Below are 13,869 nucleotides of genomic sequence, written 5' to 3' on the forward strand. Positions count from 1 at the left end.
CGGACCGTCAACTCAAAGAAGAAAAATCCCGTTAACCATCCTTCATTTTGGTCAATCTTCATCGAAGGCCAGATTTTGCCTCAAGTGCGTCAGAAACGGTCGTGGCGCTCGACTCGATCGTGTCCTGAGTCCCGCTGGCGGCGCACTGAACCCCTCCGCCCCTCCCACCTACCCAAACGCCGCCACCACCGTTTCAATCGGCAGATACAGCGTCCGGCTCTCCTCCGGATACTCCTCGAACTCGGCGCAGCGCAGGTAGAAGCGCTTGGCGGCGTCGTCCTTGGCCTGGACCAGCACCGCGCCGATGCCGATGCTCTGGGAGGCCACGGCGATCCGCCTCAGGGCGTCGGCCAGGAGGTCCGCGCCCAGGCCTTGGCCGGCGTGGGTGCGGCTGACGGCCAGGCGGCCGATGATCGAGACCGGGATGGCGTTGGGCGCATTGCGGCGGACCTTGCCGGGGGCTGCGGCCCGTTCCACGGCGCCGGCGGCGATGCAGTAGTAGCCGACGACCTGGTCGCCCTCGCAAACGACATAGGTGCGAGAGAAGCGGCTCTCGTTCTTGGCCGCCCGCTGCTTGAGCCAGTCGTTCAGCACCGCCACCCCGCAATCGAAGGCCGACAGATCGTGGTCGGCGGAGAGCGGCGCGGGCGCGGAGAGCCTGGCCGGCGGCGGGGTGGACCCGCTCAGCGCGACCACGCGGGTGTGCGCCGCAACAGGGCGCGCAGCTTGGGGCCTGGGGCCGGCGGGTTGTCGAGCGCGTGCATGAACGCGTCGTAGCGCTCGGCGTCGAGCACGAAGAGGCGCTGGTCCAGCAGGACATCGATCGCCTGGGCGCGCGCGCTGTCGATCATGAACTCGGTGCGGGTCTTGCCCAGCACCGCAGCGGCGTCGTCGATCAACTGCCGGGTCTGGGCCTCGATCCGCAGATTGATCGAACCCTTGGCGCCAGACGCTGGTTCACCGTGCGCCGGCGCGGTCGGGGCGGCCTTGGTCAGGGTTTTCGCCATGGGTGTAGAGTGGGTGATTGTATCTACATTGTCAATACGAGGGCGTTGCGCGCTACGCTCTGCCTTCGCCCTTGAGGGCGTAACCTCTCACCCTCCCACCGCTGCGCGGCGGGCCCCGCCCTCTCTCAAAGAGAGAGGGATTTTTGGGCTCACACCCGCTTCATGCTGATGATCTTCACTGGCGGGTTCAGGATCTGGCCCTTCATGGACGGCACGTTGGTGGGGCCGTCCGTCCGGCCGCTGAGGATCTTCTTCACGACGTCCATGCCTTCGACGACATAGCCGAACACCGCATAGCCCTGGGCGGCGTCGCTCTTGCCGGGTTTGGCGTCGAGATAGGGCTGGGGGCTGGCGCAGATGAAGAAGTCGGCGGTGGCGCTGCCGGGGGCGTCGCGGCCCATCGAGATGGCGCCGGTCTTGTGCTTGAGGCCGGTCTTCAGCGTGCTCTCGTGGGCGATCGGCGGGGCGCGGCGGGAATAGGGCTTGGGCTGGCCCTGGATCGAGCCCTGGCCCGGCGCGCCCTTGGCTCGGTTGGCGCGGAAGAAATGGCCGCCGTCGAAGCGGCGCTTGTCGACATAGCGCAGGAAGTTCTCGGCCGTGATCGGGGCCTTCTTGTCCTCCAGCTCGACGACGATGGTCCCCTTGTCGGTCTGGATCGCCACGCGCGGCTTGCCGGCGGCCAGGGCGGGGGCGGCGGCGAACAGGCAGAGCGCGCCGATCAGCGCGCGGCGGGCGATCTTCGAAACGGTCATGGCGGCTCCTCTGCTTCGATGCGGTGATGGCACGCAGTCGTTGTTTTGTCTCCTTCCCCCACCAAGGGGGAAGGGAGGATGAGAAAAAGTGACCGCTACCATAATTCCCCATCGCAAGACGGGCGTTCGCTGAGCTAGGGTTCGCGCGTTGGGGACGACCGCAGACCACATGCGGCGTTTAAGAGGGAAGGGAAGGCGTATGGGGGCCAAAAGCCAGGCCGCTCCGGCCAAGGGGCGTGACACCATGGTCGTGGGGGCGTCGTCGCTCGGCACGGTGTTCGAGTGGTACGACTTCTATCTCTACGGCTCGCTGGCGCCGATCATCACCAGCCACTTCTTCTCGGGCGTGAACGAGACCACGGGCTTCATCCTGGCCCTGCTGGCGTTCGCCGCCGGGTTCGCGATCCGGCCGCTGGGGGCGCTGATCTTCGGGCGTCTGGGCGACCTGTGGGGGCGCAAGAACACCTTCCTGATCACCATGCTGTTGATGGGGGTCTCGACCTTCGTCGTCGGCCTTCTGCCGTCCTACGCCCAGATCGGCGTGGCCGCGCCGATCGCCCTGGTGCTGATGCGCCTGGTGCAGGGCCTGGCGCTGGGCGGCGAGTACGGCGGCGCAGCGACCTATGTGGCCGAGCACGCCCCGCCCGGGAAGCGCGGCTTCTACACCAGCTGGATCCAGACGACGGCGACCATCGGCCTGTTCCTGTCGCTGGCCGTGATCCTGGTCGCCCGCATCCAGCTGGGCGAGGAGGCGTTCAAGGCCTGGGGCTGGCGCATCCCGTTCTTGGTCTCGCTGCTCTTGCTGGGCGTGTCGCTGTGGATCCGCCTGAAGCTGCACGAAAGCCCGACCTTCGAGCGCATGATCGCCGAGGGCAAGGGCAGCAAGAAGCCGCTGGCCGAGGCGTTCGGTAACTGGCCCAATCTGAAGATCGTGCTGCTGGCGCTGGTGGGCCTGACCATGGGCCAGGCGGTGGTCTGGTACACCGGCCAGTTCTACGCCCTGTTCTTCCTGGAAAAGACCCTGAAGCTGGACGGGGCCCTGGCCAACACCCTGGTGGCGGTGGCGCTCTTGATCGGCACGCCGTTCTTCGTGATCTGCGGCTGGCTGTCGGACAAGATCGGCCGCAAGCCGATCATCATCCTGGGCTGCCTGCTGGCGGCGCTGACCTATTTCCCGATCTTCAAGGCGATCACCACCTACGCCAACCCCGTCCTGGCCAAGGCCGAGGCCACCGCCCCGGTGGTGGTGAGCGCTGATACGGCCACCTGCGCCTTCCAGTTCGACCTGATCGGCAAGGCCCAGTTCAACACCCCCTGCGACGTGGCCAAGGCCTATCTGGCCAAGGCCGGGGTCAGCTACAGCGTCCAGGCCGCACCGGCGGGGACGCCCACCACGGTCCAGGTCGGCGGCGTCACCCTGAACGGCCTCGATTCCAAGGGCGCGACCGGCCAGGCCTTCGCCGACGCCCGCAAGGCCTGGGAGGCGGATCTCGGCGAGCAGCTGAAGGCCGCCGGCTATCCGGCCAAGGCCGACCCGGCCCTGGTCAACAAGCCCGTCGTCGTCGGGCTGCTGGCCCTGCTGGTGATCTATGTGACCATGGTCTACGGCCCGATCGCGGCCATGCTGGTCGAGCTGTTCCCGACCCGCATCCGCTACACGGCCATGTCGCTGCCCTATCACATCGGCAACGGCTGGTTCGGCGGCTTCCTGCCCACCACGGCCTTCGCGATCGTGGCGGCCACGGGCGATATCTATTCGGGCCTCTGGTACCCGGTGATCATCGCCGGGATCACCGCGGTGGTCGGCGGCCTCTTCCTGAAGGATACGCGGCACAACCGGCTCGAAGACTAGGCGGAAGCGCGATGTGACCCGGCGATGCGCTGTCGCCGGGTTGCCATCGGCCGCCCTTTCGGCTTCGCTGAAGCTTGAGGGGAGCGTTGATGGCTCAAGAGGACGAAGACAGGCGCGCCTGGTTTCGGCGTGAAATCCTGCCGCTGGAGCCGGATCTGCTGGCCTATGCGCGACGGTTCTGTCGCGACGGCCAGACCGATCCGGAAGACCTGGTTCATGAGGCTTTCGCCCGCGCGATCGCCTGCAGGACCTGGCGCGAGGTCGGTAATCCGGGCGCGTTCGCCACCCGCATCCTGCGCAACTGCGCGCTGGACGCGCTGCGTCGCCGCAAGGTGCTGACCATCACCGCGGTGGCCGACTTCGACCGCATCGAGCCGCTGGACGAGGCGCCCAGCGCCCAGGCCGTGATCGAATCACGCGAAGAGCTGCGACTGCTGGCCGAAGCGATCGCGGAGCTGCCGACACAGTGTCGACGCGTCTTCACGTTGAGAAAAGTTTACAGTCTCTCGCCGGACGAGATAGCGGTTCGGCTGGGCCTATCCGTCTCTACTGTCGAGAAGCATTTGGTGAAGGGTCTTCGGTACTGTTCCGACAAGTTGGGACGACGTATCGGGCGTAAGAGTAAGGTCGACGAAGGACGCTCATGGAGCGCGAGACGGGATCACGACGCGAAGCGGTGAGGCAGGCCGCCGCCCTCTGGGTGGTCCGGCTTGACGACGCTGCGTGTTCAGCCGCCGATCGCGCCGCCTTCGAGGCCTGGCGCGACGAAAGCCACGAACACGAAGCCGCCTTCGAACGCGAGGCCGTCGCCTGGGCGCGACTTGCGCGCCTGCGCGCCATGCGGCCCTCGGCCGAGCCGCTCGACCGCGACCTGCTGGCGCCCGAGCGGCGGCCGGTGTTGTCGCGTCTTGGCCAATCGACCTGGGCGCGGGGCATGGCCGCGGCCGCCGTGCTGGCCCTGTCGGTCGCGGGGGTGACGACCTTCGGCGGCGGCACGGCCTACGCCACGGCCATCGGCGAGCGTCGGGTCGTGGTGCTCAGCGACAATAGCCGCATCGAGCTGAACACCGATAGCAAGGTCGTGGTCCGCTACCGCCGCGGGGTGCGCGAGGTGCGTCTGGTGCGCGGCGAGGCTGTGTTCGAGGCGGCTAGCGACGCGCGTCCCTTCGTGGTTCGCGCCAACGACGCGGTCATGCAGGCCGACGGCGTTTCGGAACTGGCCGTGCGCCTGGGCAGCGATGGCGCGGCCGTGACGGTCAAGAGGGGCGTCGTCGCGCTCGATCCCGAACCCACCGAGCCCAAGGACGAGCTGCGCCTGAAGGCCGGCGTCGCGGCGGTCTACAACGCCACCGGCAGTCGCGCGCGCACGATCTCCGACGGCGAGATCGATCGCGTCCTGGCCTGGCGCCAGGGTGCGATCGCGCTGAACGGCCAGTCGCTGGACCAGGCCGTGGCCGAGTTCAATCGCTACAACCGGCAGCAGGTGCGGATCGTGGATCCCGCGATCGCGGGCCTGCGTCTGGCCGGCTATTTCCAGACGACCGAGCCCCGCAGCTTTGTCGACGCCGTCACCAGCGCCTTCCCGGTCAAGGCGTCGGAAGACGCGGACGGCGACATCCGGTTGTCGCGCAAGGGATAGACCTCTCGCCGGGTGAGATTGCGGCTAAAAAAGTTCCCTAGCCACTGGCGGAAACCCGACATGCGTGCGTCGATCCTTCGAAGGCGGTCCTCCATGGGGATGGAGGGCGTCCCGAGGGGTAAATAAGAAAATGACCACCAACACTCGTCGCCGTGCGGTTCGCGGTTTCCTGATGGCGTCGGCCGCCGTCCTGGTTCTGGCCGGCCCGGCGCTGGCGCAAGACGCCCGCCGCACGTTCAACATTCCGGCCGGCGACGCGGTGACCGCGCTGCAGACCTTCGCCAAGCAATCGGGCAAGCAGGTGCTGTTCCCGTTCGAGGCCGCCTCGGGCAAGCGCACGCCGGCGGTGAGCGGCGATCTGGCCGACGCCGACGCCCTGGATCGCCTGGTCAAGGCCGCCGGCCTGGTCGTTCAGTCGGACGACGGCAAGACCATCACCCTGCGCCAGGCGCAGGCCGAACGCCCCCAGTCCGCCAGCGCGGGGGCCGGCGCGACGAGTGAAGAGGCCCAGATCGTCGAAGCGGTGATCGTCGTCGGCTCGCAGATCGAAGGCGCCCGCACGACGGACGCCCTGCCGGTCACGGTCGTCGGCGAGCAGGAGATCATCGCCACCGGCGCTGTGTCGGGCGACGAATTGTTCCGCGCGATCCCCCAGGCCGGCGACGTCCAGTTCCAGGAAGCCCGGACCACCGGCAATCTGAACGACGCGCGCGGCGACGTGGCCTCGCTGAACCTGCGTAGCCTCGGCACCGGCAACACCCTGGCCCTGCTGAACGGCCGTCGCGCCGTGCTGGCGCCCGGCACCCAGACCGAGAACCTGGTGCCCGTGCAGACCGTCAACACCAACGCGTTCCCGGTGGCGGGCGTCAAGCGCGTGGAAGTGCTGCGCGACGGCGCTGCGGCCATCTACGGCGCGGACGCCGTGGCGGGCGTGGTCAACACCGTGCTCGACACCAAGTTCCGTGGCCTGCAGGTCTCGGCCCAGTATGGCGGCTCGGAAGGGACCAGCTATCGCGAGGGCTCGTTCAACGTGAAGGCCGGCACGCGCCTGGAAGACGGCACGCGCCTGACCTTCTTTGGCAACTACACCGGCCGCAGCCGCTTGATGGCCTCGGAGCGCGACTACGCCGCCAGCGAGGATCACCGTCCGCAGGTGGCCAACACCCCGTGGGTGGACAACACCACCTTCGACAGCCGCTCGACCTCCAGCCCCTGGGGCTCGTTCACCCTGATCCCGGCGACGACGGTCGTTCGCCAGGGGACGGCGACGCTGACGACCTCGGGCGTGTTCCACATCGAGCCGACCGCCAACACCGCCGCCGGCTGCTCCAGCACCGTGCTGACCGGCAATCTCTGCATCCGCTCGGGCACGATCACCGGCGCCAACAGCCGCGTGCTGCGCTATGACGAAAACCCCGACCGCACCCTGAAGGGCGGCGTCGAGCGCACGAACCTGTTCTCGACGGTCGAGCACGACTTCGGCGACATCACCGCCTACGGCGAGGCGGGCTACTATCACGCCCTGTTCACGGGCAGCCGCGAGCAATCGGCCCCGCTCAGCACCGCGCCGATCAGCATCGCCGCGAACGCCTACTGGAACCCCTTTGGTCCGACGACCAGCCCCAACCGGCTGGCCAATCTGACCGGCGTGCCGACCACCGGCGTCGCCATGAACATCACCACCTATCGTCCGGTGGACACCGGTCCGCGCACCTACACGGTGACGGACGACAGCTACCGCCTGCTGGGCGGGCTGAAGGGCGCCTGGAACGGCTGGAAGTGGGATTCGGCGCTGCTGTATTCCAAGGCCCGCACCAAGGACATGACGCGCGACGCGATCAGCAACACCGCGTTCCAGGCGGCGGTCAACCGCACGGACGCTACGGCCTACAACCCGTTCAACGGCGGCAGCCAGCCCAACTACTCGCTGGGCGACGCCACGCCCAACGACCGCGCGACGATCAATTCGTTCCTGATCAACGTCTATCGCATCAGCGAGACCTCGCTGACCCTGGCGGACTTCAAGATCTCTAAGAAGAACCTCTTCACCCTGCCGGCCGGCGATGTCGGCGTCGCGGCGGGCGTCGAGTGGCGTCGCGAGACCTATCTCGACGACCGCGACAAGCGCCTGGACGGGACGATCAAGTACACCAACAGCGTCACGGGCGTGACCTATGGCACTGACGTGATGGGCGCTTCGGGCGCGCCGGACGTCAAGGCCGACCGCTCGGTCGCCTCGGCCTTCTTCGAACTGGCCGTGCCGATCATCTCGCCCGAGATGAACATCCCGTTCGTCGAAGAGATCAGCCTGCAGATCGCCGCGCGCGACGAGGAATATTCCGACTTCGGCAACGTGCTGAAGCCCAAGGGCGCGATCTACTGGAAGGTCGGCCACGGCTTCGCGCTGCGTGGCTCGGTGTCCCAGAGCTTCCGCGCGCCGAACCTGCCGCAGTTCTATAGCGACGGCACGACGGTCTCGAACACCCGCACCGACTTCGCGGGCTGCCGGATCAACACGCCGACGGTCACGACTTGCCCCAGCGCCAGCACGATCGAAGTGCGCAGTGGCAACAAGAACCTGAAGCCGGAAGAGGCCGACAACGCCACGATCGGCTTCGTCTATCAGCCGACCTTCATCCCGCGCCAGTTCGGCAAGCTGACCGTGACCAGCGACTTCTGGTCGATCCGCGAGAAGAACATCGTCGGCATCCTGGGCGGCTACAACCAGATCGCCTATGACTGGCTGCTGCGCCAGAGCGGCTCGTCCAACCCCAACGTCGTGCGCGACGCGCCGGTCGGCACGGCCACGGTCGGCAACATCGCCTATATCAGCGACACCTACTCGAACCTGCAGCCGCGCATGGTTCAAGGCGCCGACTTCAGCCTCGACTACGACCTGGACGACACGGCCTGGGGCGACTTTGGCCTGTCGATCAACGTGGCCAAGCTCCTGAAGTACGACCAGGCGCCCAGCGCGGTTGAAAGCCTGCTGCAAGAGGCGGTCACGGCCGGCAAGCTGCCGGGCATCACCATCGCCAGCGCCGGCAACCAGATCCAGTTCGACGGCTTCCCCGAGTTCCGCGGCACCGCCAGCGTCTCGTGGCGCAAGGACGGCTGGGGCGCGGGCGCGTTCGTCAGCTATGTCGGCGAGGTCTATGACACCGCTCCGGCCCAGGTGAACGGCGAGTACTTCCCGATCAAGGAATGGACGACCGTCAGCTTCTACGGCCAGTACGCGTTCAAGGACGGCATGTTCGACGGCTCGACGGTCCGGGTCGGGGTGCGTAACGCCTTCGACAAGGACCCGCCGCTGTCGGCTTCGAACTTCGGCTACTCGGGCGCCCTGCACAACGCCACGGGTCGCTACTGGTACATGAACCTCTCGAAGAAGTTCTAGAACATCCGATTTCCCCGGCGGAGGCCGGGGCCCAGATCGTAGGGCTCTGAGGCGCCAGGCGCGATTTCAGCACAGCCTTATGATCTGGGTCCCGGCCGGCGCCGGGAAGGTCGGATCGTTGATGCAAGACTATCCAACGAGGGCGTCGTGAAGCCTTTCCGCCTTATCTCCACCGGCCTAGCCGCGTTCACCCTGGCGCTTTCGCCCTTCGTCTCCTCCGAGGCGCTGGCCCAGAAGAAGCAGCTGCTGGAGTATCCCAGCATCCACTCGCCGGTGGTGGGCGAGCGGGGCATGGTGGTCAGCCAGAACGCCATCGCCACCAAGGTCGGGGCCGACATCCTGCGCCAGGGCGGCAACGCCGTGGACGCCGCGGTCGCCACCGCCTTCGCCCTGGCCGTGACCCTGCCGCGCGCGGGCAATATCGGCGGCGACGGCTTCATGCTGGTCCACCTGGCCAAGACGAACGAGACTCTGTTCATCGACTATCGCGGAACCGCGCCCAAGGCCGCCAAGCTCGAGACCTTCGTCGATGCGAACGGCAAGGAGATGGACGACGTGGCCTCGCGCGGCTATCGCGCGCCCACCGTCCCCGGCACGGTCGCGGGCCTTCATCTGGCCCACCAGAAGTATGGTCGTCTGCCTTGGAAGCAGGTGGTCGAGCCGGCCTATCGCCTGGCCGCCGACGGCGTGGTGCTGACCCCCGACGAAGCCTTCGTCTTCAGCTGGGGCAAGGAGCGCCTGTCCGAGAGCGAAGCGGGCAAGAAAGCCTTCTACAAGCCGGGCGGCGCGCTCTATCGCGCCGGCGAGATCCTCAAGCAGCCCGAGCTGGCCTGGTCGCTGCGCCAGATCGCCGACAAGGGCGCCGACGCCTTCTATCGCGGCGAGATCGCCCAGCGCTTCGCCGCCGACATGAAGGCCCATGGCGGCCTGATCACCCTGGAGGATCTGGCGTCCTACAAGGCCGAGATCCGCCCGCCGCTGGTCGGCAGCTATCGCGGCCTGACGGTCAAGACCTCGCCGCCCGCCAGCGCCGGCGGCGCGACCCTCCTGGAAATGCTCAACATCCTGGAGACCTTCGACCTGAAGGCGACGGGCCTGGGCTCTGCCAAGACCCTGCACCTGCAGGCCGAGGCCATGAAGATGGCCTATGCCGACCGCTACAAGTATCTGGGCGACACCGACTTCGTGAAGGTCCCGCTGCAGGGCTTCACGTCCAAGGCCTATGGCGTCCAGCGCGCCAAGCTGATTGATCCGGACAAGGCCAGGCCCGCCAAGGAACTGGGCGCGGGCGACCCCTGGGCGTTCGAGAGCCCGAACACCACCCACTTCTCGGTCGCCGACGCCGAGGGCAACGCGGTCTCCAACACCTATACGCTGGGGGCCGATTTCGGCTCGGGCGTGATGGTGGCCGGCGCGGGCTTCGTGCTGAACAACCAGATGAACAACTACGCCCACGAGGCCGCCTGGCGCGCGCAGAAGGCCGGCGGACCGCTACCGCCCAACGCCCTGCAGCCGGGCAAGCGCGTGCTGTCGACCATGATGCCGACCATGCTCTTCAAGGACGGCAAGCCGTGGCTGATCACCGGCACGCCGGGCGGCAGCACGATCATCGACACGGTGCTGCAGGTCATCGTCAACGTCGTCGACTTCAAGCTGAACGTGGCCGAGGCCACCCACCAGCCGCGCATCTTCCAAGACGCCAGCGACACCCTGCGCGTCGAGCCGAACTTCAATCCCGACACGGTGGCCATCCTCAAGGCGATGGGCCACCCGATAACCTCGGACGAGACCATGGGCTCAGCCCAGTCGATCATGATCGACCAGGGTCTCTTCTTGGGCGGCGCGGATCCGCGTCGTCCCGGGGCCGAGGCGATCGCGCCCTGAGGGTCTACCTCCCCCCCTTGATCCAAGGGGGCGCGATCTGTCGGCGCCGGAGCTGCCCCTCCGGCGCCGACTTCGTTTTTGGGGGGGGCGTTTCAGAGTTCGTAAAAGGGTGGGAGTGGACCAATCCTCCCCCTAGCGGGGGAGGTGTCGGCAAAGCCGACGGAGGGGGAAGAGGCCGGCTCTGCAGCACTTCCCCCTCCGGCCTTCGGCCTCCTCCCCCCTGGGGGGAGGATCTGGATCTTCAGCCCCGACCTTCCCGGCGAACGCCGGGATCCAGATCGAGCTCACTGACGCCCCCTCCGTCTCGCTGCGTATCCGCAGCGATCCACCTCCCCCGCAAGCGGGGCAGGAGGGTGGTCACTTCCTCCTCACCCGCATCGCGGGGGAGGTGGCGCGGCGCCGATCGGCGACGTGACGGAGGGGGCGCTCTGGCTCCGGAACGGGCCGGCGCCCCTGGAAAGCCCCTACTTCCTGCTCACCGCCGGCCCATACAGCAGGCCGTTGAACAGGAACTTGAACGTGCCCCACGACTGGGCGCGCTGGGTGATTTCGGGGCCGAAGGCGAAGACCTTGCCCTTGCCGATGTCGATGTCGAGGATCGCCGTCGAGCCCTTCAGCTTCTCCTGGCCGACCGCCCAGCCGCTGCGCAGCGGCTTGTCGCTGTCGAACCACGAGACCCGCGAGATCCCCTTGGCGTCGCTCTTGATCGTGAAGGTCGGGCTACGGTCGAAGAAGACGTCGACCTCGTCGCCGGCGCCATAGGCCAGCGGCTGTTTCGGATCGACCTTGGCCCGCAGCACCGCGCCGGGGATGTAGAGCTCGCGGTTCGACAAGGCCTTAAGCTGGCCGTTCTCGGTCTTGGCGGTAGCCACCTCGACCGGTGCGCCCAGGGCGGTGGCCAGGCGCGTCGAGGCGCCGATGGCCACGACCGTGCCGCCGCCCTTCACGAACTCGGCGACGCGGGGCAGGGTCTTCTCGTCGGTCACGCGGCCGAGCCAAGAGCGGTACTCGGCCGGGATCTCCTCGGGCTGGGGCTGGGGCCCGCCGCGACCAGCCCGGAAGGGACCACCCGCCGGAGCCGGCACGACGCCATCGGCGAAGACCAGCACATCGAAATCCTTGCCGATGTCGCCGGCGTCCAGGCGCTGGGGATAGACGACCTGGAAGGGCGCCTCGAACTGCTCGAACATCCAGCGGTTCCAGCCCGACGGCATCGAGCCGCCATAGACGTCGACCAGGCCCACGCGGATAGGCTTCAGCGCGATGGTCGCGCCCGAGGGCTTGGCGGCCACGGCAAAGGCGTCGACGCCCAGATCCTTGACGCTCTTGTCGATCACCGCCTTGGCGGCCGGCGAGGCGGGGACCCAGATCGCGCCGGGGCCGAAGGTCTTGCCGCCCGCCTTGGCGCCGTCCTTCACCCACTGGACCTTGGCGCCGGCCTTCAGCAGGCGGTTGGTCAGGGTGAAGCTGGCGTTGGTCTCGTGGCTGATCAGCCAGCCGGCGGCGCCGGCGCCCTTCACCGAGCCCGGCGCGACCTTGATCAGGTCGGGCACGCGCTTGGTCGGGGCCTCGAAGGCGTCCAGCACGCGGTCGAACTTGACGCCCATCTGGTAGGCCAGGGTGTAGCCGGTGACGTCATACGGCGCCTTGGGCGGACCGCCCGGATACTCGGTGTCGTGCGGGTGGTCCTGCGGCTCGAACATGTCCATCACGTGCGGGCGATAGGCCTGGGCCGTGCGCACCACGTAGGAGCCGGCCGGGTAGGCCTTGCCGGCGACGCTGAAGGCCTTGTCGGCCACCTCGACATCGACGCCCGCCTTGATCAGCGCGTTCAGGAAGGCGACCACGGTGGGCATGTCGGCCTGGTCGGCGGGCAGGATGAAGCCGCGCGGATCGCGCTGCTCGGGCGCCTGCATGATCGTCTTGTAGAGCGACGGGTCCGCCGATCCGCCGCGCGCGCCGGTCAGGGGCTTTTCCTTGCCGGCGGCGATCAGCGCATCCACCTTGGTCGGGGTGATCGTCCAGGTGTCGCGGCTGCCGCGCTTGATGCTGTTGTCGCCCATCTTCCAGATGTTGAAGAGCAGGCGCTCGCGGTTGCGCGAGGCGTAGTCCATCACCGAGCGGTTCAGGCTGGCTTGGTAGTCGAGCGTCTGCTGCAGGCGCCAGGTCTGCGGCGCGATCGGCGCGGGCCGGTCGTTGCTGGGCAACTGCACCTCGGGCACCAGATTGATCGTCGTCGGGGTCGGGCCGCCGGCGATCTCGGTCAAGAGGCCGATCGAATTGTGGAAATAGGCGATCGAGCGCTCCATCCCGTTGTGCCAGGTGGAGTAGGGGGCGGCGCTGCGCGCGCCGGTGCCGGGCTTGTCCTCGGCCACCAGGCGGCTGTGCATGGCCATGCCGACTTCCTGCAGCATGGTCATGACCAACGGGTCGTAGTTGTGGTTGGCCGGATCGCGGAACGGCGGCACGAACACCACCATGCCGTTCGGCGCGGTCTGGTGCTGGTTGTAGACGATCTGCGGGAACCACTCGCGGAACAGCTGACGGTTGACGTTGGTCGTCTCGGCCATGGCCGACATGAAGCTGTCGCGGTTGTTATCGTGGCCGATGTACTTGTGGTACAGGCGCGGCAGCGAGCCGAACTCCCGCTTCTTGGGATCCTCGTGGCGCATGTACCAGTCGGAGATCATCTCCATCCCGTCGGGATTGTCGTGCGCGAACAGGATGATGCAGTCGTCCAGGAACCGCTGGGTCTCGGCGTCCGTCGCGGTCAGCATCTGGTGGATGACCTGAAGCTGGCCCTGCGAGGTTACGGTCTCGTTGGCGTGCAGGCCGGCGTCGATCCAGACCACGGCCTTGCCTTCGGCGGCCAGCTTGCGGGCCTCGGCCTCGCTGACGCCTTCGGCCTTGGCCAGCTTGCGGGCGATGGCCTTGTACTGGTCCAGCTTGGCCAGGTTGGCGGGCGATGAGACGATCGCCATCCACTGGGTGCGGCCTTCCTCGGTCTTGCCTATGTCGACCAGCTTCATCCGGTCGGACTTGGCGGCCAGCGCCTTCAGATAGGCCTCATAGGCGGTGTAGTCGGCCAGGAAGTAATCGCTGCCGATCGGCTGGGCGAAGGCCGTCGCGGGCGAGGGGAGGTCGGACGCCGTCGCGCCGCCTAGAGCGCCGAAGGCTAGCACCACGCCAAGGGCCGCCCCGGCCATCACCGCACTTCGTTTCATCGATCTTGCCCCATGAACCTGCGGCGCGACCTTGTGCGCGCGCCGTCGTCTGAACGACGAAGGAGGATCGGATTTCCGCCCCCGGAGCAACCGGAGGGGCAGCCCATTTTTTGC

The 13,869-nt window shown here is 67.6% G+C and carries 8 protein-coding genes and 3 pseudogenes; 6 read left to right on the top strand and 5 right to left on the bottom strand.

What is annotated here, in order from left to right; genetic code table 11:
* Window positions 1-168: 168 nt before the first annotated feature.
* The 3 genes from CA606_RS04795 to CA606_RS04805 form a co-directional block, all read right to left on the bottom strand.
* Window positions 169-696 (bottom strand): GNAT family N-acetyltransferase, encoded by a 528-nt coding sequence (locus tag CA606_RS04795; protein ID WP_336509779.1) that lies wholly within the window; start codon window positions 694-696, stop codon window positions 169-171.
* Window positions 684-1,007, bottom strand: a complete 324-nt coding sequence (locus CA606_RS04800) for a DUF1778 domain-containing protein (protein WP_096052160.1) — start codon at window positions 1,005-1,007, stop codon at window positions 684-686. Before CA606_RS04800 ends, CA606_RS04795 begins: the two co-directional genes overlap by 13 nt.
* Window positions 1,008-1,156: 149 nt before the next feature.
* Window positions 1,157-1,759: a peptidylprolyl isomerase gene (locus tag CA606_RS04805; protein ID WP_096052159.1), complete on the bottom strand. Its 603-nt coding sequence runs from the start codon at window positions 1,757-1,759 to the stop codon at window positions 1,157-1,159.
* 199 nt (window positions 1,760-1,958) lie between these two features.
* On the opposite strand from CA606_RS04805, the gene CA606_RS04810 reads away from it, so the two are divergent.
* The 5 genes and pseudogenes from CA606_RS04810 to ggt all read left to right on the top strand — a co-directional run bounded on the left by CA606_RS04810 (window position 1,959) and on the right by ggt (window position 10,531).
* On the top strand, window positions 1,959-3,611 hold the full coding sequence (locus CA606_RS04810; RefSeq protein WP_096052158.1) for an MFS transporter: 1,653 nt from the start codon (window positions 1,959-1,961) through the stop codon (window positions 3,609-3,611).
* 86 nt (window positions 3,612-3,697) lie between these two features.
* Complete coding sequence (locus tag CA606_RS04815; protein WP_181242789.1) at window positions 3,698-4,291, top strand: RNA polymerase sigma factor; 594 nt, start codon at window positions 3,698-3,700, stop codon at window positions 4,289-4,291.
* Window positions 4,255-5,250, top strand: a complete 996-nt coding sequence (locus CA606_RS04820) for a FecR family protein (protein WP_096052156.1) — start codon at window positions 4,255-4,257, stop codon at window positions 5,248-5,250. Before CA606_RS04815 ends, CA606_RS04820 begins: the two co-directional genes overlap by 37 nt.
* 130 nt (window positions 5,251-5,380) lie before the next feature.
* Complete coding sequence (locus CA606_RS04825; protein ID WP_096052155.1) at window positions 5,381-8,647, top strand: TonB-dependent receptor; 3,267 nt, start codon at window positions 5,381-5,383, stop codon at window positions 8,645-8,647.
* Window positions 8,648-8,650: 3 nt separating this feature from the next.
* Window positions 8,651-10,531: pseudogene (gene ggt / locus CA606_RS04830) on the top strand (gamma-glutamyltransferase).
* A 107-nt stretch (window positions 10,532-10,638) separates the two neighbouring features.
* Here the strand turns inward: ggt and CA606_RS19920 are convergent.
* Window positions 10,639-10,758, bottom strand: a pseudogene (locus CA606_RS19920) (hypothetical protein); the annotation flags it as partial.
* Window positions 10,759-10,817: 59 nt separating this feature from the next.
* On the opposite strand from CA606_RS19920, the pseudogene CA606_RS19925 reads away from it, so the two are divergent.
* A pseudogene (locus tag CA606_RS19925) lies at window positions 10,818-10,946 on the top strand (hypothetical protein); the annotation flags it as partial.
* A 49-nt stretch (window positions 10,947-10,995) separates the two neighbouring features.
* Here the strand turns inward: CA606_RS19925 and CA606_RS04835 are convergent.
* Window positions 10,996-13,845, bottom strand: a complete 2,850-nt coding sequence (locus CA606_RS04835) for a M14 family metallopeptidase (protein WP_096052153.1) — start codon at window positions 13,843-13,845, stop codon at window positions 10,996-10,998.
* Between the last annotated feature and the right edge of the window lie 24 nt (window positions 13,846-13,869).

Source organism: Caulobacter vibrioides (assembly GCF_002310375.3).
Taxonomy (GTDB): Bacteria; Pseudomonadota; Alphaproteobacteria; order Caulobacterales; family Caulobacteraceae; genus Caulobacter; species Caulobacter vibrioides_D.